Annotated in this window: 20 protein-coding genes; 3 read left to right on the top strand and 17 right to left on the bottom strand. The window is 45.8% G+C overall.

Annotation, left to right across the window (positions count from 1 at the left end):
* Position 1: 1 nt before the first annotated feature.
* From GPK58_RS05040 to GPK58_RS05030, 3 genes are read right to left on the bottom strand one after another with little or no spacing between them, the layout of a single operon-like run.
* Positions 2-1,009: an ABC transporter permease gene (locus GPK58_RS05040; protein WP_092068559.1), complete on the bottom strand. Its 1,008-nt coding sequence runs from the start codon at positions 1,007-1,009 to the stop codon at positions 2-4.
* Between the two features lie 3 nt (positions 1,010-1,012).
* The gene (locus tag GPK58_RS05035; RefSeq protein WP_110102893.1) at positions 1,013-2,005 is read right to left on the bottom strand and encodes an ABC transporter permease; all 993 of its coding nucleotides are present in this window, start codon (positions 2,003-2,005) and stop codon (positions 1,013-1,015) included.
* A complete protein-coding gene (locus GPK58_RS05030; protein ID WP_110102921.1) occupies positions 2,005-3,510 on the bottom strand; it encodes a sugar ABC transporter ATP-binding protein in 1,506 nt (501 codons plus the stop codon). The genes GPK58_RS05035 and GPK58_RS05030 overlap by 1 nt, the downstream gene beginning before the upstream one ends.
* Before the next feature lie 265 nt (positions 3,511-3,775).
* Between GPK58_RS05030 and GPK58_RS05025 the strand changes: the two genes are divergently transcribed.
* Genes GPK58_RS05025 through GPK58_RS05015 form a run of 3 tightly spaced genes read left to right on the top strand, consistent with a single transcriptional unit; the run spans position 3,776 to position 7,592 of the window.
* Positions 3,776-5,341, top strand: coding sequence for a response regulator transcription factor (locus tag GPK58_RS05025; RefSeq protein ID WP_215638313.1), 1,566 nt, complete (start codon positions 3,776-3,778; stop codon positions 5,339-5,341).
* Positions 5,338-7,161, top strand: coding sequence for a sensor histidine kinase (locus tag GPK58_RS05020; RefSeq protein WP_110102891.1), 1,824 nt, complete (start codon positions 5,338-5,340; stop codon positions 7,159-7,161). The genes GPK58_RS05025 and GPK58_RS05020 overlap by 4 nt, the downstream gene beginning before the upstream one ends.
* Positions 7,162-7,208: 47 nt before the next feature.
* Positions 7,209-7,592, top strand: a complete 384-nt coding sequence (locus GPK58_RS05015; RefSeq protein ID WP_021652148.1) for a DUF3783 domain-containing protein — start codon at positions 7,209-7,211, stop codon at positions 7,590-7,592.
* A gap of 141 nt (positions 7,593-7,733) precedes the next feature.
* On the opposite strand, the gene GPK58_RS05010 is transcribed toward GPK58_RS05015, so the two are convergent.
* From GPK58_RS05010 to GPK58_RS04945, 14 genes are all read right to left on the bottom strand, one after another.
* Complete coding sequence (locus GPK58_RS05010; protein WP_059086068.1) at positions 7,734-9,152, bottom strand: arabinose isomerase; 1,419 nt, start codon at positions 9,150-9,152, stop codon at positions 7,734-7,736.
* A gap of 18 nt (positions 9,153-9,170) precedes the next feature.
* Entirely contained in the window at positions 9,171-10,574 is a 1,404-nt protein-coding gene (gene rhaB / locus GPK58_RS05005; protein ID WP_015527297.1) for a rhamnulokinase, read from the bottom strand.
* A 271-nt stretch (positions 10,575-10,845) separates the two neighbouring features.
* Positions 10,846-12,015 carry a substrate-binding domain-containing protein gene (locus GPK58_RS05000; RefSeq protein WP_178643977.1) on the bottom strand — a complete coding sequence of 390 codons (1,170 nt, stop codon included), beginning with the start codon at positions 12,013-12,015 and terminating at the stop codon, positions 10,846-10,848.
* 147 nt (positions 12,016-12,162) lie between these two features.
* Positions 12,163-13,140 (bottom strand): ABC transporter permease, encoded by a 978-nt coding sequence (locus tag GPK58_RS04995; RefSeq protein ID WP_022427195.1) that lies wholly within the window; start codon positions 13,138-13,140, stop codon positions 12,163-12,165.
* 11 nt (positions 13,141-13,151) lie between these two features.
* Positions 13,152-14,663, bottom strand: a complete 1,512-nt coding sequence (locus tag GPK58_RS04990) for a sugar ABC transporter ATP-binding protein (protein ID WP_022427196.1) — start codon at positions 14,661-14,663, stop codon at positions 13,152-13,154.
* A 21-nt stretch (positions 14,664-14,684) separates the two neighbouring features.
* Entirely contained in the window at positions 14,685-15,659 is a 975-nt protein-coding gene (locus tag GPK58_RS04985; protein ID WP_021652142.1) for an ABC transporter permease, read from the bottom strand.
* A gap of 157 nt (positions 15,660-15,816) precedes the next feature.
* The gene (locus GPK58_RS04980) at positions 15,817-16,824 is read right to left on the bottom strand and encodes a substrate-binding domain-containing protein (RefSeq protein WP_215638312.1); all 1,008 of its coding nucleotides are present in this window, start codon (positions 16,822-16,824) and stop codon (positions 15,817-15,819) included.
* Positions 16,821-18,608 (bottom strand): cache domain-containing sensor histidine kinase, encoded by a 1,788-nt coding sequence (locus GPK58_RS04975; protein WP_114002271.1) that lies wholly within the window; start codon positions 18,606-18,608, stop codon positions 16,821-16,823. The genes GPK58_RS04980 and GPK58_RS04975 overlap by 4 nt, the downstream gene beginning before the upstream one ends.
* Positions 18,605-20,221 (bottom strand): response regulator, encoded by a 1,617-nt coding sequence (locus GPK58_RS04970; RefSeq protein WP_215638311.1) that lies wholly within the window; start codon positions 20,219-20,221, stop codon positions 18,605-18,607. The genes GPK58_RS04975 and GPK58_RS04970 overlap by 4 nt, the downstream gene beginning before the upstream one ends.
* Positions 20,222-20,469: 248 nt before the next feature.
* On the bottom strand, positions 20,470-21,471 hold the full coding sequence (locus GPK58_RS04965) for an aldo/keto reductase (protein ID WP_118061951.1): 1,002 nt from the start codon (positions 21,469-21,471) through the stop codon (positions 20,470-20,472).
* A gap of 46 nt (positions 21,472-21,517) precedes the next feature.
* Complete coding sequence (pfkB, locus tag GPK58_RS04960; RefSeq protein ID WP_195274298.1) at positions 21,518-22,447, bottom strand: 1-phosphofructokinase; 930 nt, start codon at positions 22,445-22,447, stop codon at positions 21,518-21,520.
* A gap of 1 nt (position 22,448) precedes the next feature.
* The gene (locus GPK58_RS04955) at positions 22,449-23,501 is read right to left on the bottom strand and encodes a galactitol-1-phosphate 5-dehydrogenase (protein ID WP_015527307.1); all 1,053 of its coding nucleotides are present in this window, start codon (positions 23,499-23,501) and stop codon (positions 22,449-22,451) included.
* A 2-nt stretch (positions 23,502-23,503) separates the two neighbouring features.
* The gene (gene xylB, locus GPK58_RS04950) at positions 23,504-25,021 is read right to left on the bottom strand and encodes a xylulokinase (RefSeq protein ID WP_215638310.1); all 1,518 of its coding nucleotides are present in this window, start codon (positions 25,019-25,021) and stop codon (positions 23,504-23,506) included.
* Entirely contained in the window at positions 25,021-26,046 is a 1,026-nt protein-coding gene (locus tag GPK58_RS04945; protein ID WP_173722428.1) for a LacI family DNA-binding transcriptional regulator, read from the bottom strand. The genes xylB and GPK58_RS04945 overlap by 1 nt, the downstream gene beginning before the upstream one ends.
* Positions 26,047-26,070: the final 24 nt, after the last annotated feature.

Raw genomic sequence — 26,070 nt, 5'->3', positions numbered from 1 at the left:
TTTAGTTTTTCTTCATTGCGACTGCTTTTTTCACATCGCCGATGATATTCGGAAGAGCTACTGCTGCTACCAGAAGTACACCGATGATGAGAAGGATCACCTGAGCATTTACGTTCTTCTGTCCAAGGCCAACTCGTAAGCATACGATGATGAATGCAGAAATGATACCGCCGGCCAGGTTACCTTTACCACCTGTGGAGGAGATACCTCCGAATACTGCCATTGCAATGGCATCCATCTCAAATCCGTTACCGGTTGTTGTATTTGCACCGTAGGAAGAGGATACCAGGAATACTGCGCAAAGTCCGGACATAAGTCCCATAACTGTGTAGATGATGAAACGGATCTTCTCTACGTGAACACCTGCGTAATAAGCTGCCACACGGTTTGTTCCGATCGCATATGTACGGCGTCCAAATGTACTCTTTCCAAGAAAGATCGCAAAAAGTACACCAAGGATCAGCACCAGGAAAAGAATATATGGAATATTTCCAACCTTTCCACCGATAGCACGGAAGCCATCTGTGTTTGTGATCGCAATACTTCCGCCGGCTCCAAGTGTTACCTCAGCGATACCACGGAAGATGATCTGTGTTGCCAGTGTTACGATCATTGGAGGCAGCTCCTTGAAACGGGTAAGGATAAATCCGTTAACCGCACCACAGAGGGCACCAACAACCAGTGCTGTAAGTACTACTACAATGAACGGAGCGTTTGTGTTGCAGACCATACAGCTTAAGGTAGCGGAGAGACACACGATCGCACCTACGGAAATATCAATCTCGCCTAATACCAGGATGTACGCCATTGGAAACATCATGAATACCTCTGCAAGGTAAACCGGCATCTGACGAAGAACACTCTTCATATTATAAAACTCAGAAAATGATGCGCAGAAAATATTTACCAGGATAAAGAGAATGACCAGGATGCCTTCCCAACTGAATATGATGTGTTTCATCGGATTTTCCGGCACATTGTTAATACTTCTTCCAGATTTTCCAGCCATGATTTACATCTCCCTTCCCTTTAATGCGTTTTTATCTGCGATTCTCTGCAGAACAACGTTGATCACAACTACTACCAGGATGATAACACCCTTGATCATGTTCTGCCACAGTGAACTGATACCTACAAGCGGAAGAGCTTTTGCGATCGTTGCAAGGATAATGGAACCGAGGAATGCACCTACTACGGTTCCACGTCCACCGCTCATGCTTACACCACCGATAACGCAGGCTGCGATAACATCCATCTCACCACCGTACTGCATATCAGGCATTGCAGAAGCATAAACAGATACCTGAAGTGCTCCGCCAAGACCTGCGAGGAATCCCATGATCACATATACAAGAAGGTTGATATTCTTTGCATTGATACCGGAAACCTGTGCTGCACTTGCGTTACTTCCTACTGCGTAGATCCTACGACCGGTTCTTGTCCATTTCATAAAGAAGAAGAATACTACGTAGCATACGATGATCACCCAGATTACCTTGTTGATTCCAAGGAAATTTGTGGTGGCAAAATTCTTAAAATCACCGAGAGCTGCGGCACTTGCCCACTCACCACCGTGAGAAACAAGATATCCCATTGCTCTGTAGATGTACATAAAGCCCATGGTTGCAATGATCGGCGGAACGTTTGCTCTTGAAATTACAAGACCTACAACCAGTCCGCAGGCAATACCGATTGCCATTGCAATGATGAAAGCAAGTAATGTGCTTGTGATATGTCCGTATTTCAGAAGCATACCGATGGACATACCGGAAAGTGCCAGAGTTGACATAATGGAAATATCAATTCCGCCTACCAGCATGACACATAACATACCAAGTGACATTACCATTGTTACTGCATTATTTTTCAGCATCTCCATGAGTGACTTTGGCGTAAGGAATGACGGGCTGATCGCTGTGACAACTGCAAACAGCACGATTACGATAATTGCCAGCAGAGCCTCTCGGGAGCCTGTAATCTTCTTGATGACAGATTTCTTTTCCATTATTTAGTCCCCTTTCCAGTGCTCTTTTCCATGGACAGCTCAAGGATTCCCTCCTGTGTTGCCTCTCCTCTGTTCAGTTCTCCTGTCTTGCGGCCATTACACATAACAATGATACGGTCCGCCATACCCAGGATCTCCGGCATCTCGGAAGAGATCAGGATGATTGCATATCCTTTCTTTGCAAGGTCTCCCATGATCGCATAAATCTCAGCTTTGGCTCCGACATCGACACCCTTTGTCGGCTCATCCATGATAACTACTTTCATTTCCTGAGCAAGAGCTTTCGCAACAACAACTTTCTGCTGGTTACCACCAGACAGAGAGCTTGCCGGCTGGAAGATATCGACTGCCTTGGTATCTACTTCCTCAAGAAGTTTCTTGGAAAGTTCTCTTTCTGCCTTCTCATCGTTAAATCCGGATTTTGCATATTTGCTGATGATCGGAAGTGTTACGTTTCTTCCAAGTCCCCAGCTCATAACCAGACCCTGTTTCTGTCTGTCCTCTGGAAGAAGGATGATACCTTTTTCCATTGCATCAGACGGAGTCTTGATATAAATTTCTTTTCCCTCAAGGAAAACTTTTCCTTCGTCCGGACGGGTAATTCCACAGACAGCTTCCATAACCTCTGTACGTCCTGCACCAACCAGACCGGTAAGACCTACGATCTCGCCTGCATGTACATTGAAAGAAACATCCTTGAAAAATCCTATTCTGGAAAGATGTTCGATACGGAGCATCTCATCTCCAAACTTCACTTCCGGTTTCGGGAACAGATCGTTAATCTCACGACCAACCATTGCCTTGATCAGATCTGCGTTTGTGATTCCATCTACATCATAGGTTCCAATGTACTGGGAATCACGGAATACGGTAACTCTGGAAGCCAGACGGTACATATCTTCGAAACGATGGGAGATAAAGATAATGGAAACACCATTCTCTTTCAGCTTGTCAACCAGTGTGTAAAGCTTCTCGGACTCGTTTCTGGTAAGTGCTGCTGTCGGCTCATCCAGAATGATGATCTTCGCATTTGTGGAAAGTGCCTTGGCGATCTCGACCATCTGCTGCTGTGCAACAGAAAGTGTACCCATCTCTGCTGTTGCGTCAAAGTCTGCATCCAGCTCCTTCAGGTACTTGTTTGCCTCCTGATTCATCTCTTTCCACTGGATCATATGATGTTTAATGATCTCATGACCCATAAAAATATTTTCGGCTACTGTAAGATGCGGATATGATGTAGGGTGCTGATATACGGCAGCGATACCTGCCTCCTGGGCATCCTTCGGACCTTTGAAGTCAACCTTCTGTCCGTTTAAGAACATCTCACCCTCTTCTGCCTTATGTACTCCGGTAATAACCTTGATAAACGTAGATTTACCAGCACCATTCTCACCCATCAGCGCATGAACTTCGCCAGGTTTGAGCTGGAACTGTACATTATTCAGAGCTTTGACACCGGGGAATATCTTCGTAATACCTTTTAATTCAAGAACATATTCTGACACGGCTCTTTCTCCTCCCTTTCCTTTAATCTGATTATATTCTATCATCCGGCCCACAGATTGATAATGGGAATATTTTTGGATAAGGGTAAAATATTCTTCTTTTCCCTGTAAAATATTACTCATAAACCATTGTCCCATTCTCGTATTTCTATATACTTTATGCTATAATGATAACGCTGACGTTACAGTTTTCTGGGAATATAAACAGAGCTGTAAACGTCCGATTTACGAAGCTATAAAGCTATGCTCGATTGGAGAATTGTATATGAAATTACTGATCGTCGATGACGAAGAACTTACGCGTACCGGACTGATCTCATCTATCGACTGGGATTCTCTGGGAATCACCGAGATCCTTCAGGCAGATGATGGTGTGAACGGACTGGAAATGGCCAGACTGTATAAACCTGAGATCATTCTCTGCGATGTACGGATGCCGCGGATGACAGGCATTGCCATGCTGGAGCGTCTGGAGAAATTCCTGCCGGACAGTATCCCTATCTTTATGAGCGGATATTCTGACAAAGAGTATCTGAAAGCTGCCATCAAACTAAAAGCCATCAATTACATCGAAAAGCCTCTGCATCCCGAGGAAGTACAGGCGGCAGTTCTGGAAGCGCAGACTCTTTACAAACAAAAGCTCCGCTCCCATCGTGGCGAAGCGATCCATTCTCAGGAAATCGCTACCCGGCTGGCACAACAGCTGACTCTTCCACCTTCCGATAACAACAAAATTGCAGATCTCTGTCTGGAACTGGGGCAGCCGGAGCTTCTTGAGAACGGCATGAATTTTACCTCTGTGATCGTAAAGCTTAATGAATCTGTGGAGGCTTCCGGTATTTTCCTGGAAGATCTCCAGAACGACATTTCCTGTTTTCTGGAGCATTACCATCTGAAATGTCTTTTTGTGGAAAAAAGAGTTCAGTATCTGGTCCACCATATATATGGAAGGAATGCCCTTTCCCCGACTACCCTTTCCGCAGTGGGAAGCTATATTTCCAGACAATATGACACCTGCGGAAAGCATCTGATCGCTGCCGGAAATACCGTAACGGATATTTTCAGGGTTTATCAGTCCTACGCTTCTGCCGTGATCCTTCTGCAGAACTGTTTTTTCTTTCCGGAAAAAACATTTCTGACGGAAAATTCCATCCGCCTGCTTTCACCGAAGGGACCGGTTCCGGATTCCCTGCATTCACCGGAAAATACTTTTTCCAAATATCTCCTGGCCGGAGAAGAAGAACCCTGTTTTCAGTTTCTTGATGACCTTTTCCGGTATTATAGCTGCAATCACACATTTATGCCTAACCAGATCCGTGATCTTTATTACCAGCTATTTAATACACTTTCGGCTTCCCGTAAAAAAAATCAGCTGGAAACCGAACTTCATGAAAAGCAGGATCTGATCGTAGATACGTTAAACAACGCCTTCACCTACGAAGAGCTTCACAAAGCTCTGAAAGAAAAAACCGCCCAGTATTTTGAAGATGCGAAAAATTCCCAGCCGGAAAATTCCACGATCTTTATGATCAAGGATTATATCAGCCGGAACTATATGAACGATACACTTTCCGTAAAAGATATCAGCGGCCATGTATACCTTTCCGCATCTTATGTATGCACTTTTTTCAAAAGCGAGACCGGACAGACTCTCAATCAATATCTGACAGAATACCGAATGGAAAAGGCCAAGCAGCTGCTTTCCGATCCCAAATACAAGATTTCCGAGATTTCTTCCAAGGTAGGCTATACGGATGGCAATTACTTCGGAAAAAGCTTCAAAAAATACTCCGGCTTTTCCCCGTCTGAATACCGGGAGAAAATGTCATGAGGGCCCTCTGGCGCCGTTTCAAAAACGGCTACCTGAATTTAAACCTGCAGACAAAATTCACCATTGCCCTGATCAGCATTGTGGTAATTCCTGCCTGTCTTACCGCCTTTCTTTTTTATGGACGACTTTATAGCATGGTGGTTTCCAATACCATCCGGCAGGAGCAGGACGCCTCCGCAAAAACTGCACCTCTGATCGAACGGACTATGGATACGATCCTCGCTACTACCCGGAATATTACAGGACAGAATTTTTTTCAGGAACTTTTTTATATGCCGGTCAGCGATTCAGCAGAACAGCTTGCAACATCTAACCATGCCACTGATTTTAAAAATGCCGTTCAGCGTCTGACCACAGATTCCATTGTTACCGATGTACAGATCTATGTGGATTTTCCTGATGATCTGAAGACACTGGATACTTATCCCAACACTAAGAATATCCTTGCTCCCTTAAGTCAGGCGAAAGGTACCTACTGGTACGGTATCTTTCAGGGAAACCGGAACACCCAGGAAATGTTCTGTCCTTCCTTCTATCTTGGTCCCAGGGAAAAAAAGAATTATGGTGATATGGCATATATCTGCCCTTTAAGCCTTTATTATCACTCCACTGCCTATAAGGCTTATCTGGCAGTGTATTATTCCGATGACAAGCTTACTTCCATTCTTTCCGACAATCTATCTCTGGAAGGAAGTGTTTCATATATTGTAAACGAACGTGATGCCATTGTTGCTACCTCAGATCTGTCATTATCCGGAATCTACCAACTGGATTACGACACCATCAAGGCTTCCTTTATGTCTTCCAATAACTTCATTGAGCGGAACATTCTGGACACAAAGGTTTATGCCGGTTTTTACAGCATTTCCAATACGGACTGGTTTATGGTGACGGTCCTTCCTTCCCCGCCGCTGATCCATGCGAGCAACCGACTGATGGTCCAGATCGTACTGATCTATGCAGTTTTTCTGGTTCTGGCTCTGATTTTTGCCAATGTACTGGCTCATTCCATTACCGGAAGACTTTCTTCTGTGATCCGGCAGATGCAGACCGTCCGCCACGGCCCGCCTACTCCTATGGAAAGTCCACAGGCACATGATGAGATCGGTAATCTTATCGATACCTACAACTATATGACTCGAAAAATGGAGGAACTGATGGAGAAGCAGGCTAAGGCTGCAGAAGATCTCCGGATTGCAGAATTCAATTCCCTCCAGGCACAGATCAATCCGCATTTTCTTTATAATACCATGGATATGATCAACTGGATGGCACTGCAGGGACAGACCGATGAGATCAGTCACGCAGTGCAAAGTCTTTCCCGTTTTTATAAGCTGACTCTGAGCCGCAAAAAAGGAATCTCTACCATTGCAAGGGAGCTGGAGCATGTAACCATCTACGTGCAGCTTCAGAATATGCGCTACCACGACAGCATTGAGCTGATCACGGATATCCCGGATGAGCTTTCAGAATACCAGATCCCGAAGCTGACTCTTCAGCCTGTTGTGGAAAATTCCATTCTTCACGGGATCCTGGAAAAAGAATCAAAATCCGGCACTATTGTTATTACCGGATGGATGGAAAATGAGGATATTGTTCTTCTGATTTCCGATGACGGTGTTGGGATTTCGCCGGAAATCCTGTCAACTATCCTTTCCGGAAAGGGAAAAAGCCAGTCCGGCGGCACAAATATCGCAGTTTATAATACCCACCGGAGACTCCAAATTCTCTATGGAAATAATTACGGACTCACTTATTCCAGCAAGCCTGGAGAGGGGACAGAGGTTGAGATCCGCTTCCCTGCACATCGCGAAAAGTAACTTATGTTCCACAAAAATCTTTATTCAGAAATGAGGTATGACACTATATGAATACACAGCCAGAAGCTCTTTTATATAATTTTAACGACCCAGAACGGCTTCGCCAGATCCGCCGCTATCTGAACCGTCAGAAGGTTAAGACACGGATCGTCACTGCGCCGGAATTTCTTCATCCGCTGGGATATCTTTTTGAGATTCCGGGATTTCATCCCTCATCCCAGTTTAATCTGGGAAGCAATTTCAGTGATGAGATGATCGTGCTGAAGGATTTTTCCAGTGCACAGATGGATGATTTTCTTGCTTTTTTCCGTGAAAACCAGATCCCGCCTGTTGCACTGAAGGCCATGCTCACACCGGTAACTCAGCACTGGTCTTCCATCCAGCTGCACGATGAGCTTTCCAGGGAGCACACACTTATGCATAAAAAATAACTGCAAAACCAAAATCTGCCGAATCTGCCTGCTGCATTTCCGGCAGATCTTTTTTATCTTATTTTTCCCACTGAAAAAGGAGACCGCTCCGCGCAGTCTCCTTTTTTGAATATGTTTTAGGTTGAATACATAAGAAAGAATTTATCTTGTCACGATATCTACCGGTACATTAAAGATTTTTGCAACCTTCAGGATCGTATCGATGTGTCTTCCTGTAGCAGCTGCCATATGATGTGTCGGGCCAGCCTCGCTCCAGCGGTTAACGAACTCTCTTGCTCCGCATGTGAAGCGTGTTCTCATGTTTGTATCACCGAAGGAAAGGATCGGTCCCTCCTCGTTTACGCCCTCAGCTACAACGAATTTGAAGTTTCCGTCTTTATCCTGAGTGATTGCAAGGTAGGTTACAGGGCCTGTGTATGGATAGAACTGTGTCAGGTATCCGCCGCCTGTTTTGCCGTGGAATACCGGCACGATTTTCATGGTTGGTTTCTTGTCGGAGATGTCAGCGTCACCGCTTCCGGAATGTCCGATGATGCAGATGTCATCGTTGAAATCGATGGAGTACATCTCAGAAAGCTGGCCTGTACCGGAAATTGTCTTTAAGATACTCATTGCCATGGCAACCTTCATGTCACCCTCTACCGCACATGCAGTACCCTGTTTGATCAGCATGGAGAAAGCCGGGATCAGCATACTGTCAAGGACTCCTGCTTTACCCTGTGCAAATCCGTCGTAATGGGAAGCGATCATTCCAAGATGCTCGTCTTTTACCCACTCCTCAAAAGCAACTACATATTTTGCCATATCCCATACTTTCTCAATGGTGCCACCGCCCTCAATATCGAATGTATCAAGGATATCCTGTGCTTTTGCCCGGATTGCCTCCTCATCTGTAATATCATCAGCGATCGCCCACATCTTCTCCCAGTCGAACTGTTTTGTGTAGAGGAACATTCTGTTATAGAGGTTTGTCTCATCAATATACAGATCCATCATACCCGGATATGGTCTTCCGATCTGCGCAATGTTAGTCTCACGGAATCTTCTTCTTACCTGAGCAGCCTTGCACCAGTCTTCGATCTCAGCCTGAACTGCAGGATCTCCGCCTTCTACAACGCCTGTGATAACCGCATGTCTCTTGCCTGCTCTCTCAAGGTCAGCAACTGCCTCGCCTACAGCACCGCATGCATAGCCTTCACCCAGCCAGGAGGCAATGTCAGTGTGCTCATAATCCAGCGCTTTGATCTTCTGAACGTTTACAAGAACAACCGGAACATCCAGATCACGGATCGCCGGAAGCATGTTGTAGGATGTTGCGTATGTCAGCATCTGAAGAAATACAAGGTCAACATCTGCTGCACGGAACTTATCTCCTGCCACCATTGCCTGCTCTTTTGTTGTCACCATTCCGCCGTCAACGATCTCTACTGTATCCGGGATCGTTTTCTTGAATGCGTCGTACTGTGCCTCAAATTCCGGCACCAGTGACGGGAACTGCGGAAGATATGCGCCTAAAGCAATTGAAAATACACCAACTTTTGCCTTTGTGTTAACTAACATAATAAGACCTCCAATTATTTATGCTTTGTATACTTTAATACCGAAGGACTCATGGATGGTTGTACGAGCCTCCTCGATCGTTTTAAACTCCTCGGCCTTCAGCATCTGTGCTGTGATATTACCGATTGCAGTAGCCTCACCAGGGCCTGCATGGATTTCTTTCTTTGTAGCTTTTGCAGTCAGCTCATTTAAGTATCCTGCATTGGAACCACCGCCTACGATATGGATACGGCTGTAGGTTCTTCCTGTCATCTCCTCGATTTCTTTTGCGATCTTAGCGTAGCAATCTGCAAGGCTTGTATAGATAACGGTTGCAATCTCGCCAAGAGTTTCCGGAACCTGCTGTCCTGTTCTGCGGCAGTAGTCCTGAACCTCTTTTGTCATGTTCTCAGGAGAAAGGAAGCACTCATCGTTTGCGTTTACTCTTGACGGGAAGTCTTTTGCCTCCTCAGCCATCTCGCAGATCTGTGCAAAGCTGTACGCATCATCAAACTCATGACGTACAGACTGGATCATCCAGAGACCCATGATGTTCTTCAGATAACGGAAACGTCCTGCATATCCACCCTCGTTTGTGAAGTTCATCTCACAGCTCTTCTCAGAGCAGTCTGCTTCTTTTCTCTCGATTCCCATCAGAGACCATGTTCCGGAACTGATATAAATGAAATCGTCATCATTTGCAGGCACAGCCAGAACTGCAGACCCTGTATCATGTGTAGCCGGTGCTACAACCTCAAGATCAAAGCCAACTGCTTCCTTCACTGCGTCTGTTAAATGTCCGATGCTTGTGCTAGGCATGATCAGCTTCTGGAATATCTTTCTTGGATATCCCAGCATATCGATCAGCTCATAATCCCAGTCCTTGGTTGTCGGGCATACAAGCTGTCCTGTGGTTGCCTCTGTGTACTCGCAAGTTTTTTCGCCTGTAAGAAGAAAATGGAAGTAGTCCGGTACATGAAGAAGTGTCTCAGCCTGCTCCAGATACTCAGGATGTTTCTTCTTCACTGCCATCAGCTGATATACTGTATTGTAGATCGCTTTCTGGATACCGGTTCTTGCATACAGATCCTTCAGGGAAATTGTCTTATAAACTTCCTCGTCCATTCCCTCTGTACGATGATCACGGTAGCCTACCGTGTTGCCAAGAACCTTGTCATCCTTGTCTAGAAGCACAAAGTCAACACCCCAGGTATCAACACCCATGCTTACCGGGATCTTGCCGATCTCTTTACATTTCTTAAGACCATTTACGATCTCGTTGAAAAGGCGGTCAAACTCCCAGCAGAGCTCTCCATCCTTCTTAACCATGCCGTTCTCAAAACGATAGATTTCTTCCAGGATCATTTTTCCGTTTTCCATATGTCCCAGAATGTGACGTCCACTGGATGCTCCGATATCTACTGCTAAATAATATGTTGCCATTTTTAAATCCTCCTCAATATGTAAGCTTCTGATCACTTTCATATCTGATGTTGTATTTATCATACATCAGGATCCTTCCGGTGATAAGAACCTCTTTTGTCAAAAAAAGTGTCTTTATTTGCCAATAATACAGCGATTATTTATGAACTACTACATTATTTGTTTAAAAAATCCGCTGACTGAATCAGCCAGCGGATCTCTTATTTCATACGTCCGTGAACGCAATCCGCGTTCATTATAACTTCACGATCTTATCAATTATATGATTTGATTAGTCATAAAGGTTAGGAGCGATATTCTCGTCTTCCATATTTGTTGCATCATACCAGTAACCCTCTGTAGGAACATCCTCAAGCTCCTGGCCGTTTGCTGCTGCTGTCAGAGCGTAGATTGCATAGTATCCCATCATAAGAGGAGACTGTGTAACAGCACCAATGAATGTGCCATCTTTAACAGCTGCTTTGATGATAGAACCAGCATCGAAACCAACACCAACTACATCACCGTTTGCCGGGTCAGAACCAAGAACGTTAAGGTTAGCATTTGCTGCAAGAACACCCTCTGCAGAAACCTGGTTGGAACCGAATACTGCGATACAGTTCTCCTGGGAAAGGATTGCCTGAGCCTCTGTGGAGCAAAGCTCTACAGTTGTCTGTGCCGGAACAGCTACCTGGATAACAACGTCTGCGTCTTTAGCATCAGCATCAGCACCCTCTGCTGCGTTAACATAGAACTCGTTACCGCTTACTGCTACAGTCTTGCCATCAGCCTGAAGAAGCTCGATCATCTTGTTGATGAATCCAGTACCACGCTGCTGAATGTTCTGAGCTGTTGCATCCTGGTTAACCTCACCGATGATAACCTGTCCGTCAGCATCTTTAACAACGTCTTTAATGGAGTTGTACATATTCTCAGCTGCTACCGCACCAGCCTGTGCGTTGTCTGTACAAACCTCGCATACTACAGATCCTTCCGGAGCATCAGCGATACCTGTATCGAAAGTTACAACCGGGATACCTTTTTCTGCACATGTCTTAAGAGCATCCTGAACAGAAGATGTATCGCAAGCTGCAAGTCCTAATCCAACAGGATTGGAGCCGATAGCTGTGTTGATCATGTTAACCTGGTCAGCGATATCGGACTCACTGTTCGGTCCCTGTGCTTTATAAGTAACGCCCAGCTCCTCAGATGCTTTCTTCATACCTTCCTGAGCTGCATCCCAGTATGTAGACTGGAAAGATTTAACCATCATCGGGAACTCATAAGCTTCGTTTGCTTTCAGTCCGTCGAACTGTGCGGTAGGATCCTCAGCTGCTGTGGAATCTGCGGATTCCTCTGTTGCTGCATCTTCTTTCTCCTCAGCTGCAAAAGCTGCTGTTGCGCTCATGCTTGTTACCATTGCTGCACAGAGCATTAATGCCATAACCTTTTTTGCTTTCATATAATATTTCCTCCTTAAAATATATTATATAGTTTTTTATGTTCATACGCCGTTGCTACCCCTTGGCGTTTCACATCTTTGATTATCGGGTGCTGTTCACATTTCTCTGTAAACAGCACCCTTACTTATTATACACACTTCTTAATATCAGTGTGCTGCTTTTTTCTCTTTCAGGATATCGATCAGAACGGCTACGATCAGAACGATACCAGTGATGATCTGCTGCCAGTTTGCCTGCAGGCCGATATATGGAAGACCTGTTTTCAGAAGCATGATGACGAAGATACCAACGAATGTACCGATCACGGAACCATATCCACCGGTAGCTGCTACACCACCAACGAATACACCACCGATAGCATCCATCTCAAGTCCGGCACCAGTACCAGGCTGTACAGTAGGTGTTACTGCTGCGTATGCGATTGCTGCAAGACCTGTAAACAGACCGCAGACAACGTATACCATTACGTGATAGAACTTTGTATTGATTCCAGAAAGGGCTGCTGCCTCTTTGTTGGAACCGATTGCAATTGTGTAACGACCGAATTTGGTGTGGTTCAGGATGTACTCCATAAGAAGAACCAGAATGATCATCCACAGGAAACCGAGCGGATAACGTGAAGCACTTCTTCCTGTACCAACGGTTACCTTGAAGATGCTGTGGAACCATCCACCCGGCTGTGTAAGTCCCGGCCAAGGTGTTGCACTGCAAAGAGATCCGGCACCACGGGTAATCATACATGTACAAAGCGTTGCAAGGAATGGCGGCAGGTTCATAACACCAATAAGTACACCGTTTAATGCACCAACTGCGATACCAAGTACGATACAGATGATCATAGCAAGTGCTACCGGGCAGTTGTTGTTTCTGATCAGTGTTCCTGCGATCAGTGCGTAAGCTACCATACCAGTTCCGATTGACAGGTCAACACCACCAGTGATAAGCGGGAATGTAACTCCGATCGCCATAAGAAGATCGTAATATGAGAAATCCAGCATACTCAGGATCGTGGTGTACTGTCTGAATTCTTTACTCAAGCCTGAGAATATTGCACACAGGACAATGATAACGAGCAAAACAATAAATCTCTGATCACTTAAAATACTTTTTTTCTTCTTAGTCATGACTTTCCTCCTTAATCGATATTCCGTGTGGCCTTGTCCATGATGTTTTCCTGGGTTGCCTCGGAGATATCAATACATCCGGTAACTTTACCCTCACACATGATGATGATACGGTCACTCATTCGGAGAACTTCCGTCATCTCAGAAGAAATCATGATAATGGATTTTCCTTCTGCTGCCAGTCTGTTCATTAATTTGTAGATTTCGTTCTTAGCACCAACATCGATACCTCTGGTAGGCTCATCGAAAATAAGGATGTCACTGTCTCGTGTCAGCCATTTTGCGATAACTACCTTCTGCTGGTTACCACCGGAAAGGTTAACTACCAGCTGGTCTGTAGTAGGTGTCTTAGTTGCAAGTTCGTTTACATATTTCTCAGCAACTTTTTTCTCTTTTGCTTTGTTGATAAAGATACCATTGGTAAACTCTTCCATTGTTGCCAGTGTTGTATTCTCTGTTACAGATTTCTGTACAACACAGCCGTATCTTCTTCTGTCCTCTGACAGATAACCGATACCACATTTAACAGCATCCTGCGGGCTGTTGATGGTCACCTCATGAAGCTGACCGTCTTTACCCATAATGGAGATCTTACCACTCTGCTTCGGATCTGCTCCGAACAGTGCTCTGGCTGTCTCGGTACGTCCTGCGCCCATCAGTCCTGAGAAACCAAGGATCTCACCTTTCTTCAGTTCAAAGCTTACATCTTGAACCATCTTTCCTGCGTTCAGATGTTCAACCTTAAGAACTACCGGTGCATCTGCCGGAACCGCACTCTCCTGCTTCGGATCCTCATAAATAACACGACCAACCATCATGTTGATGATATCTTCTTTTGTACTGTCTTTTGTGATGAGGGTTCCTACGTAACCACCATCTCGCATGACTGTTACACGGTCTGTGATGGTTTTAATCTCATCCATACGGTGTGAGATATACACGATACCAAGATTTTTCTTACGAAGGTCACGGATGATCTCGAACAGATCCGCGATCTCTTTCTCGGTAAGTGCTGCGGAAGGCTCATCGAAGATGATGACCTCAGCTTTATGAGAGATTGCTTTTGCGATCTCACACATCTGCTGTTTTCCGACTGTCAGGTTTTTCATCTTTTCCTTCGGATTGATCTCAATGTTCAGATCCTGGAAAAGCTTCTTTGAATCCTCGATCATCTTTTTGTCATCAATGCGGAAACCTTTTTTCGGTTCACGTCCGATGAAGATGTTCTGAGCAACGGTAAGATCACCTACCATGTTCAGCTCCTGATGTACGATTACAACGCCGGCATCCTGTGCCTCACGTGTATTGTGGAATTCTGTTTCCTGTCCTTTGTAAACGATGGAACCTGAATCCTTCTGATAAATACCGGTAAGAACCTTCATCAGTGTTGATTTACCGGCACCGTTTTCTCCCATAAGTGCATGTACTTCGCCGCGTTTTACTTCGAAATTAACGTGATCCAGAGCATGAACTCCAGGAAAGGACTTATCAATGTCCTTCATAGTTAAAATAACTTCACCCATTGTCGCATCCTCCCTCTAAGATCAGTTCTTTCTGCGTCTTGCAGAAACGTCGATATAAACTGCAACGATAACGATGATACCTGTGATGATCATCTGCTGTCCTTTACCAAGGCCAAATGCCATGATGCCCTGCTGAAGAAGAGAGATGATAAATACGCCGATTACAGTACCGCCGATGGAAGCAAGTCCACCAACCATGGATGTACCACCCATAACGCAGCCTGCAATAGCCTCATTGTTGTACTGATCGCCATAACCAGGCTGAACAGTTGTGTATGTAGCTACAAAGAAGAGTGCTCCAATACCTACCAGGAATCCGCAGATCACATAAGCAAGCATTTCCCATTTCTTTGTGTTAACACCGGAAAGGCGGACAGCCTCTTTGTTGGAACCAAGGCAGAGGATGTAACGTCCCGGTTTTGTGTTGTAAAGAACGATACCGCAGATAACTGCCATTCCCAGGAAGATAATGATTCCTACAGGGAAGCCGTTTACGGAAACGATATTACGGAACCAGCCGTTTGCATCGCTGGCTGCCGGCCAGCTTACAGACTGTGTTTTTGTGAATACAGAAGCAATACCTTTTGCAATGTTCATGGATGCCATGGAAATAATGAATGGTGGCACTGACATGTAAGAAACCATCCAGCCATTGAAAATACCAAAGCAGAGACCGATCAGAATGCAAAGGATCATGGCAACTGCACAGGGAACCTTGTAAGATGTCATGCAGTAACCGGATACCAGTGCACAGCAGAACATTACAGGTCCGATGGAGAAATCAATTCCTCCTGTAGCGATTACGAATGTAACGCCAAGTGACAAGAAGCCCAGGAAGTACACATAGTTCAAAGTAGACTTGATACTATCAACAGCCGGAAACTTGTTTCCAAGAACTACTTTAAAAACCAGGAACATAAGAATCAGAACACAGACAAGAAGTATTCTGTTCAATCCGAGCTTCTTAACGATTGGATTTTGTTTTAAGTTTTCCAATTTTTACCCTCCTCACGTTTTGCACGTATCTTGTGTTTTCTTGGTTATTATAATACCGTCAAAAATCAATAATTGTAATAGAATATCTTTCAAAAAAAGGTTAAATATTTACTGTATGGTAAATATTTAACCCTTTTCTTTGTGCATTTATGACTATTTACGGTGTAAGATCACCATATGTTTTTAACGTATTAAACGGGAAAAGCAGTTTTTCGATCTCACTGGTATACATATTGTCAGGAGTCACCAGCTGGCACCCGGAATTAATATTCTTCTTATAGTCTTCTCCACGCAGCATCTTAACAGTTTCCCGAACACCCACATACCCCATTTTAAATGCCTTCTGTACAACGATTCCCTGGAAGATTCCGTGTTCCATCAGCTGGACGGCCTCCTGTGAGCTGTCTACTCCCACCACCCTGATCCGATTCTCTGCTTTTGCTGCCTTTACTGCTCTTGCAGCACCTACAGAGGAATATTCATTCATTCCCGCGATCATCTTGAGATCCGGATATTTTTTCATCAGCTCTTTTGTAAGCTCATAGGACTTGTCATACTGAGAATCACAGTATACCACATCTACGATATTATCCTTCAGACTGCCAAGTCCTGTCCGGAAACCTTTTTCTCTTTCAACTGCTGTAGATACACCCTTTACATGTGAAACGATCGCAATCTGATCATCCGTTCCCACAAGATCCTTCGCAAACCTGCCAAGGATCTGTCCCGCTTCCAGATTATCGGTCGCAACGGTAAGATCCTGGACCTCTTCCTGTGTGTAGGAATCAATAAATGCGATATGTATTCCCTGTTCCTTTGCCTTCTTCAAAAGCTGGTCGGATTCAGTGAAGCTGGACGGCGAGATCAGGATCGCGTCCGGTTTTTCTTCTATTGCCCTTTCGATCAGCTTGTTCTGCCCAGCCACATCATTCTCTTCCTCAGGTGCCCATACGCGGATATCTGCATTATATTCCTTTGCAGCCATCTCCGCCCCCTGGATCAGTGATGTCCAGAAATCATTGGTACCGTCCACAACCTTCGGAATATAGATCAGCGATAGTTTTCTCTCTTCTTTTACCTGTTTATAATAGACTATTCCGGCTACAAGCCCCGCCACAAGGCAGATGACCACTCCTAAAGTCAGGAGTTTTCTATGTTTTTTCATATTGATTCCTCCTGTATTCCCGGAATGGTGATCGTGGCAGTGGTTCCGACACCTTTTTCACTTTCATAGGTGATCCCGTAATTTTCTCCATAATAAAGCTTCAGACGTTTCTGTACATTGTAAACCCCCACACCATTGGAATGATAATTCACCTTATGCTTATCATAAATATGTGACAATGTTTCCTCATCCATACCTACACCGTTGTCGATCACCTGAAGAACTGCATTTCCGTCCTTCATAAAGCCTTTTACCTGCAAAAGTCCCTTACTCTCTTTATATTTCAGTCCATGATAGATGGCATTTTCAATGATCGGCTGGAGAACCAGCTTGATCAGAGGGATATTTAATATAGAAGGTTCTACATCGATCTCGAATTCCAGCTTGTCCTTGTAACGCATCTTCTGGATCGTAAGATAACCCTTGGCATACTCCACTTCCCTTGCAAGAGGAACCACTTCATCTTCATTACTGATGCTCTGACGAAGAAGACGCGCCAGGGATGCTGTCATCAGAACAACCTCTTCGTACTTTCTGCCCTCTGCCATCCAGATGATCGAATCCAGGGTATTGTAGAGAAAATGAGGATTGATCTGGGACTGAAGGGCCTTAAGCTCACTTTTTCTCTTTGCTTCCTGTTCCTTCACGTTCTGCTCCATAAGATCCTGTATCCTATGTGTCATCACATTGAAAGATTTCGTCAGGCTTCCAATCTCATTCTCTGAATCGATCTCCACATCTGCTCCGTCAAAATGCCCTTCCTGTACTCTGGACATGGAATCTCTGAGACGCTGAAGAGGATATGTAAGACTCTTTGCCAGAAATCTGGAAAAAAGCAGTGCCACGATCATCAGAAGTGCGGAAATAAGCACATAAATACTCTGTGCCTGATTGCTTTTGCGCAGAAGCTCGCTGACGCTCATACAGCCCACAACGGTCCATCCGGTTTTATTTGATCTGGAAATGGAATACAGCTTTCCTCTGTTTCCCTTTTCGGTACGTACCGTATCTTCTTTTGATTTCACGATCAGGTCGATATTCTCAGTCTGCAATTCATTGTAAAGCTGCTGCTGTTGGGGATGGTATACAATATTTCCGCTTTCATCCAGAATGAATGCGTATCCCTTTTTCCCGATCGTATTCTGATCACAAAGTTCACTGATGGCACTGTAATTCAGATCAATAAAAAAGACTCCCTCTTTCTCACCACTGTTGGAAAAATTACGGATTCCCCTGCTTAAAGTGATCACCCACGGACGCTCTCCGCTGATGATGTGCTGTACATGAGAAGATGTAAGAAGCGGGCCTTCCGGCTTCTGTAAAGCTTCCAGATACCACTCCTGGGTGGAAAGCTTCAGATCCGGATTCACAGACTGTTTGCCTTCGTTGATCAGCTTCCGTCCATTACTTCCAATGATCCCAAGATTTCGGATATCACTTCGTCCATCCAGAATAGTCTTGAACTGATTGATCAGACGCTCTCTTGTTCCATTGTCCACATTTTCACCAAAAAGATATTGCTGTACATCCTCGTTACTGGAGATCATATAGGCTATATTTTCCATGTAATCAATATAGGAATCAATATTCTGATTCATCTGCTGCACGATATTCTGGGTGTAGACAGCAGAATTTTCAAAAATAGAATTGCGGGTATATCTCATGGAAACACCTGTTATGACCAGCACCGCACTTAAAAGCAGCACCGTCACTACCGCAAAGATCGCACTCTGGATACTCTTAAATTTTCCTATGATCTTTGCCGCAAACCGGATATCTCTCATTTACGTTTCTCCCTTGCATATTCTGTTGGTGTGCAGCCGGTCATTTTTTTGAAGGAGATCCCAAAATAATGGGGATCTGCAAATCCGACTTTCTCGGCAATTTCATAATTCTTCATAGTTGTATTCTCCAGAAGTTCCTTCGCCTTCTCCATACGGGTACGGATCAGAACCTCTGTAAAAGTCTCTCCCGTAAGATCCTTAAAGATCGTACTGAAATAGCTTGTACTGATATTCAGATAGGAACAGATACTGTTCAGGCTTAAATCCGGATCCATATAATTCTTCTGGATATAATCCAGGGCAAGTCTGGCCTGACGCTGTCCGCTGGAGCTGTTTGCATCGGAAAGTGTCTGGAAAATCTCTCCGATATGATTCCTGACCAGTTCAACAGCACTGTCAAAAGAATTCTGCTCCGTAACCTGCTGCAGAAGTGCTTCTCTTTTGGAAAAAAGCCTGTTGTCCGGAACCATATCCTCACAGGTCTCATCTGCTGCACGGATGATCTGCTGAAGATACACGCAGGCACGACTCTTATCCACCCGCGCTTCCTTGATCTCAGAAGAGATCTGTTCCAGAATATGCTCTGCGTTTTCCTTTTTACCCGCTTTCAGAGCAGCTGGCAGCTTCTCTACATAAGCTTTAATGGAAAGATTTTTTTCCTCCGGCTGTTCTTCCATATCAATAAGAAGGCTTCCTCCAAGAAGATAACGATATTCAATAGCTTTCTCTGCAAGTTCATGGGATGCACGAAGCTCCTGCTGAGTTCTGGCCCAGCTTCCCACACCGATAGAAATATCCAGCGACATCAGTTCCTTCAGCTTATCCTGGATCGTCCTGCAGATCTCCATGATCTTCTGTTCAAACTCTCTGGTACGGTTTCCCATGAAAAGAGCACCAACCTTGTTATTTCCGGCCTGATATGCCACTCCTGCTTTTTCTTTGCTGATGATCTCATCACTGATATTAAAAAGGACAAAAGACATCAGTGCACTCTCCTGGCGTTTCTCCACAGTAAGCTGACTGCCGTCCGAATACAGATCCAGATCAAAAACAGCCACACGATAGCATGCTGCCTCAAGATCGATTCCCAGTGCAGCAAGCTCTTCCAGACTTTCCTGCCGTGTCTTGATATTATCCACAAAGCCCTGCAGCGCTCTGGAACGGATCACAATGGCGTTTTTCTGATAATTCTCGGAAGTTTGTGTCAGACGTTCCAGCTTCTCTTTTTCTTTTCTTTGCTGGTCCACCTTCTCTTTCATTTTTCCGATAACATTTCTGAGTTCCATGGCTGTCACCGGCTTCAGCATATATTCACTGACACCATACTGGATTGCCTTCTTGGCATACTCGAATTCTCCGAATCCGCTGAAGATCACGATCACGATGTCCGGATAATTATCATGGAGAAAACGGCTCAGTTCCATACCATCCATATATGGCATAAGGATATCTGTAAGCACGATATCCACCGGATGGTTCTGTACAAATTCCGCTGCTGCTTTCCCGTTATCACAGTCTCCTACCAGCTCACAGTCCATTGCTTTCCAGTCAATATTCTCCCGGATCGCATCTCGAACAAGTATCTCATCATCTACCAGTAAAATACGATACATAATTTCTGTTGTCCCCCTCTGATCAGTTTCTGTTGTTTTTATTGCACATCCCCCTGACAGATCCTTCCCCCCGTCTCTGTCATTTTCATTGGTAAGATTACTGTCCTTTCTGTGAACAATAACTGTTAATTCTTTTTATATGTTAACATGTTTGGTTAAAATTTACAACGGAGTTTCTTAGTCCAAATTAAATATAAAGAAATCCCGCATCCAACATATGGGATACGGGATTTTCCTGCATATTTTTATTATTTTACGATAACGCCATCCTCATCCCAGAGGTCATGCCAGTCATTTGCACCATGCCACAGGAATACCTGGCCTTTTACAAGACGGTTGCCTTTTTCCAGAGTTGCGATGGTTGCCATTTCCTCATCTGTAAGTGGATCCTCTGTGACACATTTCAGGTTGCTTGCATAGTTGTGGACAGAGAACGGAATGGAGATCTCGCCTCTCTGATGTGCCCACTTCAGAGCGATCAGAGCCGGGTGAACCCCATGTGCTTTTGCGATTGCCTGCATTTCCGGTACTTCCAGATCTGCAACATCCTCCGGGCAGATATCTCTCTCCGGTCTGCGCGGGGAACCGATCGGCATGTAACCTACCGGCTGGATGTTATGTGCTACCAGATAATCATAAAGCTCCTGCTGCTGGAAACATACGTGAAGCTCAAGCTCACAGGTTGCAGGTTTGATCTTCATAAGCGGAAGAACTGCCTCAAGCTTCGGAATGGTCATATTGGAAATACCAATGTAACGGATCTTTCCTTTTTCTACCAACGCCTCACACTGGCGGTATGTATCCATAAACTCCTCCACACTGAAGGGTTTGGAATCCGGATTTCTGGAATCTACATCACATCCCGGTGCATGATAGTTCGGGAATGGCCAGTGGATGTAGTACATGTCCACATAGTCACACTGAAGGTCTTTGATGCTCTTGTCACAGGCTTCCTCAACTCTTCTGTGCATGTCGTTCCACACTTTTGTCATGATGAAGAGATCTTTACGTTCTACAACACCTTCGTCAAAAGCGTCCTTGAATACCTGGCCGATCTCATGCTCGTTTCCGTAACATGCGGCACAGTCAAACATACGGTAACCACTGCGGATCGCGCCTGCAACAGCTGCAGATACATCCTCTGCGGATACACGGTCGGAACCGAATGTTCCCATTCCGACACACGGAACCTGCTCGCCGGAAGGAAGTGTCACTTTCGGCACAATTGCCGGATTGATAACTTCTGCCATCTTTACATCTCCTTTTTTATAAAAATTTTTTTATTATAAGCTTATCTTATAAACGCCTGATCTCGATCTTCGGAAGAAGAGCCTCCATATCCTCCATCACAAAGAAGCCCGTTTCTTCGCGCATGGCTGCCGCCGCTGAGATCGCACTGGCTCTTTGCAGAGTCTCTTCCAGGGAAAGTCCCTCACTTAATCCAAGGGCAAAACCTGCGATCATGGAATCTCCGCAGCCTACGGTATTTACCGCATCGATCTTCGGAACCACCGCACGGAAAATCCCTTCCTCTCCGACTGCCAGGGAACCATCTGCTCCAAGCGAGACCGCCACGATCTCCACACCACCGGCATGGATGGCTTTCGCTGCTTCAATGATCTCGTTGATATCGTCACAATGCTTGCCTGTCAGCATACGGATTTCATCAATGTTAGGCTTGATCAGTGTCGGTGCTGCCTTGATTCCCTCTTCCAGAAGCTTGCCGCTGGTATCCAGGATCACCGGTTTTCCGGCGTCTTTCACAATCTTCACAAGGCGCTGGTAGGCACTTCCGTCAAGTCCCTTCGGCACGCTGCCGGACATCGCCACAACAGAAGCATCTTTTACAAGCTGGCGGAATTTTTTCTCAAAGCCCTCAAAATCTGCCTCTGTCAGTGTAAATCCCGGCTCCAGGAATTCGGTCTGTACATGATTCACCTCATCCCAGATGTTGATACAGGAGCGGCTCTCCGCCTCTACATGGTAAAAAGCACTCTTAATGCCAAAAGGCTTCAGGGCAGCTTCTATATAATTGCCTGCGTGGCCGCCTACAAAGCCGGTGGCAACCACTTCAGCACCGTAAATGGACGCCGGCTTGGAAACATTCAGTCCCTTTCCGCCGGGAACGTAGGTACATTCACGCACACGGTTCACTTCGCCCACTTTAAAATCATCCACTACATAACGCTTGTCAATGGCAGCGTTTAAGGTTACTGTCAGGATCATATCAGTCTTCCTCATTGGAAAGAAGGATCTTTCCTTTTACAAGGCCCGGCGTCTTGAACAGCTGGAAGGCCTCCTGTGCCTGGCTCATCGGGATTTTCTTATAGATGAAGCCCGGGTCAAACTTCAGCTGGCCAGTTGCAAAATAATGCGCCGTCAGCTCCCACTCACGTCCCGGATACGGGGCACTGTAGGACATCCAGGAACCGGTAAGCTTGAACTCCTTACGGTTCATGTTCTCCCACTCCTTCGGTGTAAAGGTAAGGTTTTCATGAGGAGTACCGATGAAGCATACATGTGCCTTGTTTGCTGCAAGCTCAAATGCCATATGCATGGTAGGAACCTGTCCGGCTGTCTCAAATACGAAGCCGTAGCCCTTTCCACCTGTAATGGCCATGGCTTTTTCCATATATCCCTCTTCCTTTGTGTTGATGATCTCATCTGCGCCGAGACGCTTTGCAAGAGCAAGTCTCTCATCGCTGATATCAAAGACCACTACCTTTTTGGAGCCGAAGATCTTTGTCCACTGCATGGTGAACATACCAACCGTACCGCCGCCAAGGATCGCCACATACTCACCGCCGTGGTAATCGTTCTGGAATACACCGTGGATAGCTACGGTTGCAGGCTCAAACATGGCTCCCTGCTCATATGGAACATTGTCTGCGAATGGTACTGCATTCTGCTCAGGAACCACTACATAATCTGCGTTTGCTCCCTGCTCTCTGGAACCGATGAAGCTGTAATGCTTGCAGAGAGAGAAATTACCCTTCTGACAGTCGTCACATTTCATACAGGGAAGAAGTGGTGCACCGGATACACGGTCGCCGACCTTCACCTTGGTAACGCCTTCTCCCACTTCCACCACATCGCCAGAAAATTCATGTCCAAGCACGATGGGATAAAAATGTACGCCGTGATTTAATACACGCGGGATATCAGATCCGCAGATCCCGGAATATCTTACCTTGATCTTCACATGGCCCGGTGTTACCTGAGGTTCTTCCACTTCCTGATATTGAACATCCTCATTTGCTACTACTACTGCTGCTTTCATGATCACTTTTCCTCCTCATTTCTCATCATAGGTTCAAGAGATTTATAGAGATTTAAATAGGTTTTATAGGTTTTCTCATAAACGTCCCGGTTTTCCGGGTTCGGTTCATGTCTTCTTGTTTCCTTTACCGTAAGACGGATGGCCTCATCATAATCCTGATACATTCCAACACCAACACCTGCCAGAATCGCTGCACCAAGTGTTGTTGCCGTATCAGAGGACGGCACTACGATGGGTTTTCCTGTGATATCGGATTTGATCTGTGTCCAGAGAAGAGAATTTGCAGAGCCTCCCATTGCACGGAGAACTTCCACATCTGCTCCTGCTTCCTTTGCCACCTCAAGGTTGTGTTTCAGCGAAAGTGCTACGCCTTCCATACAGGCACGTACCATATGTCCCTTGGTCTTGGCAAAATCCAGTCCGTAGAATACGCCCTTCGCATTAGGATTCCAGATCGGGGAACGCTCACCGGACATATATGGAAGAAATACCACTCCGTCACTGCCTGGTGCGACCTTTTCCGCGATCTCATTGAGCTGGTTCAGAGAAGAGCCTTTTTCCCCTGCTACAGAGCGCTCATAATCTGCAAACTCACGTTCAAACCAGCGCATGACACCACCACCTCCGGTGGTTCCTCCCTGAAGGAGCCACTGTCCCGGAACCACGTGATAGCCAAGGATCAGTCTGGGATCTGCCTTGTACTCATCCATGCAGATGCTCATTCCGCCGGCCTGTCCTCCCTGCTCCTGTGTCTCACCCGGATGGATCACTCCAGCCCCCAGTGTTCCGCATGCCGCATCCAGACCACCGGCAACAACCGGTGTTCCCACAGCAAGGCCGGATTCCTCCGCCGCCTTCTCTGTAACTGTTCCCACAACATGATCACAGGCACAGATCTCAGGAAGAAATTCCATGGGAATCCCAAGCTTTCTGCACATATCCTCATCCCAGGCTGCCTTTCTCATGTCAAAGCAATGCAGGCCATAGCCCTGGGAAACATCCTGGCTCATCACACCCGTCAGCTTATATGCAATGTAGCTGTTAGACTGCAGGATCTTGTGGATCCTTTGGTACACCTCCGGGAGATTTTCTTTATACCAGAGAATCTTTGCAGTTGTGTAGGACGGCTGAAGGGAATTACCGGATACTTCAAAAATCTGCTCTGCCCCGATCTCTTCATTCATTCTGTCACAGATAGACTGTGCTCTGGTATCCATCCAGATCGGAGTGTTTGTCAGTACATTTCCGTCCTTATCCATGGCAATGGCTGACCAGCTCTGGCCGTCAATACCGATGCCTGCGATCTCCTCAGGTGCTATCCCCGCTTTTTGGATGGCCTTCTTTACCGCCTGACAGACAGCACTCCACCATTCTTCCGGATTCTGTTCTGCCCAGCCCTCCTTCGGATAGTAAACCGGATAATCGCCGTTGGCCGCAGCTACAACCGTTCCCGATTTTTCAAAAACCGCAACCTTACAGGCACTGGTGCCGATATCAATACCTAATAAATATGGTTTCATTATAGATTCTCCTTCTCGTCCAGCACACGGACGGATTTTCCCATGATGATCTCTGCGCCAAGCTTCTCCGTGATCGGTTCTGTTTCTTCACTTGCAGCCCCTTCCAGCCGTTTCAGCATGATTCCCGCCACTTCTCCGGCAATCCCCTGTGTAGGCTGTGCCACAATGGTAAGCTTGGGATTGCATGCTCTGGCAAACTGCAGATTGTCAAAACCGATCATAGACAGCTGTTCCGGGATCTTAAGACCCAGCTCATTCATCCCGATCACCGCCCCCATGGTCATCTCATAGTTGGTAACAAACACAGCCGTCATATCCGGATTGTCCGCAACAAGCTTCTCAATTCCCTGCACACCGCCCTGAATGGTATAATCGCCGTGATAGATCAGAGATTCCCGTACCGGTATATTTTCTTTTTCGTATGCATTGCGGTACCCCTGGAGACGTTCCTGAGCTGTGGAAATTTCCTCCGGTCCGCCAATGATCCCGATCTTACGGTGTCCTGCCTGAAAAAAAACTCTCATTGCGTCCTCAGCCGCCTTCTCGTTGTCTACAAGAACACTGTCACAGGAAAGCTCCCGGATCCTGCGGTCAATGAGTACGATGGGCTTTCCGGTTTTCTGAAATTTTTTCAGATGATTGCCTTCCGCATCCACCGGCATGCTGATGATCCCGTCCACACGCTTCCGGCTTAAAAACTCCACTGCATCCCGCTCCAGCTTCTTATCAGTACGGCAGTCACAGACAATAGTCGCATATCCGTGACTCCTTAAGACATCCTCCATTCCTGTGATGATCTCCGCGCAAAAGGTATTGTTAAGCTCCGGGATCACCACGCCGATGGTCTTGGTAGCATTGGTCTTAAGCCCTCTGGCCACCTCATTGACCTCATAATGCAGCTCCTGAATGGCCTCCTCGATCTTTATTCTGTTTTTTTCTCTTACGTTTCCGCCGTTAAAATAAGAAGAAATCGTTGCGAGCCCAAGTCCGGTCCGCCTGGCAATATCTTTCATGGTTGCTGCCATACTGATCACTCCGTTTCTGTTTTT

The organism is Blautia sp. MCC270, from assembly GCF_018785605.1.
GTDB classification, from domain to species: Bacteria; Bacillota; Clostridia; order Lachnospirales; family Lachnospiraceae; genus Blautia_A; species Blautia_A fusiformis.
Note: the sequence above shows the minus strand (reverse complement) of the source record. Positions and strands in the feature narration are given on the sequence as shown.

What these genes read in the sequence shown, in the direction of transcription:
- GPK58_RS05000 (WP_178643977.1), bottom strand. Translation starts at nt 12,015, where the DNA reads ATGAAAGCAAAAAAGGTTATGGCATTAATGCTCTGTGCAGCAATGGTA.
- GPK58_RS04970 (WP_215638311.1), bottom strand. Translation starts at nt 20,221, where the DNA reads ATGTATCGTATTTTACTGGTAGATGATGAGATACTTGTTCGAGATGCG.
- rhaB (WP_015527297.1), bottom strand. Translation starts at nt 10,574, where the DNA reads ATGGCAACATATTATTTAGCAGTAGATATCGGAGCATCCAGTGGACGT.
- GPK58_RS05035 (WP_110102893.1), bottom strand. Translation starts at nt 2,005, where the DNA reads ATGGAAAAGAAATCTGTCATCAAGAAGATTACAGGCTCCCGAGAGGCT.
- GPK58_RS05025 (WP_215638313.1), top strand. Translation starts at nt 3,776, where the DNA reads ATGAAATTACTGATCGTCGATGACGAAGAACTTACGCGTACCGGACTG.
- GPK58_RS04955 (WP_015527307.1), bottom strand. Translation starts at nt 23,501, where the DNA reads ATGAAAGCAGCAGTAGTAGTAGCAAATGAGGATGTTCAATATCAGGAA.
- GPK58_RS04980 (WP_215638312.1), bottom strand. Translation starts at nt 16,824, where the DNA reads ATGAAAAAACATAGAAAACTCCTGACTTTAGGAGTGGTCATCTGCCTT.
- GPK58_RS04945 (WP_173722428.1), bottom strand. Translation starts at nt 26,046, where the DNA reads ATGGCAGCAACCATGAAAGATATTGCCAGGCGGACCGGACTTGGGCTC.
- GPK58_RS05020 (WP_110102891.1), top strand. Translation starts at nt 5,338, where the DNA reads ATGAGGGCCCTCTGGCGCCGTTTCAAAAACGGCTACCTGAATTTAAAC.
- GPK58_RS04990 (WP_022427196.1), bottom strand. Translation starts at nt 14,663, where the DNA reads ATGGGTGAAGTTATTTTAACTATGAAGGACATTGATAAGTCCTTTCCT.
- pfkB (WP_195274298.1), bottom strand. Translation starts at nt 22,447, where the DNA reads ATGATCCTGACAGTAACCTTAAACGCTGCCATTGACAAGCGTTATGTA.
- GPK58_RS04995 (WP_022427195.1), bottom strand. Translation starts at nt 13,140, where the DNA reads ATGACTAAGAAGAAAAAAAGTATTTTAAGTGATCAGAGATTTATTGTT.
- GPK58_RS04965 (WP_118061951.1), bottom strand. Translation starts at nt 21,471, where the DNA reads ATGGCAGAAGTTATCAATCCGGCAATTGTGCCGAAAGTGACACTTCCT.
- GPK58_RS05015 (WP_021652148.1), top strand. Translation starts at nt 7,209, where the DNA reads ATGAATACACAGCCAGAAGCTCTTTTATATAATTTTAACGACCCAGAA.
- xylB (WP_215638310.1), bottom strand. Translation starts at nt 25,021, where the DNA reads ATGAAACCATATTTATTAGGTATTGATATCGGCACCAGTGCCTGTAAG.
- GPK58_RS04975 (WP_114002271.1), bottom strand. Translation starts at nt 18,608, where the DNA reads ATGAGAGATATCCGGTTTGCGGCAAAGATCATAGGAAAATTTAAGAGT.
- GPK58_RS05010 (WP_059086068.1), bottom strand. Translation starts at nt 9,152, where the DNA reads ATGTTAGTTAACACAAAGGCAAAAGTTGGTGTATTTTCAATTGCTTTA.
- GPK58_RS05040 (WP_092068559.1), bottom strand. Translation starts at nt 1,009, where the DNA reads ATGGCTGGAAAATCTGGAAGAAGTATTAACAATGTGCCGGAAAATCCG.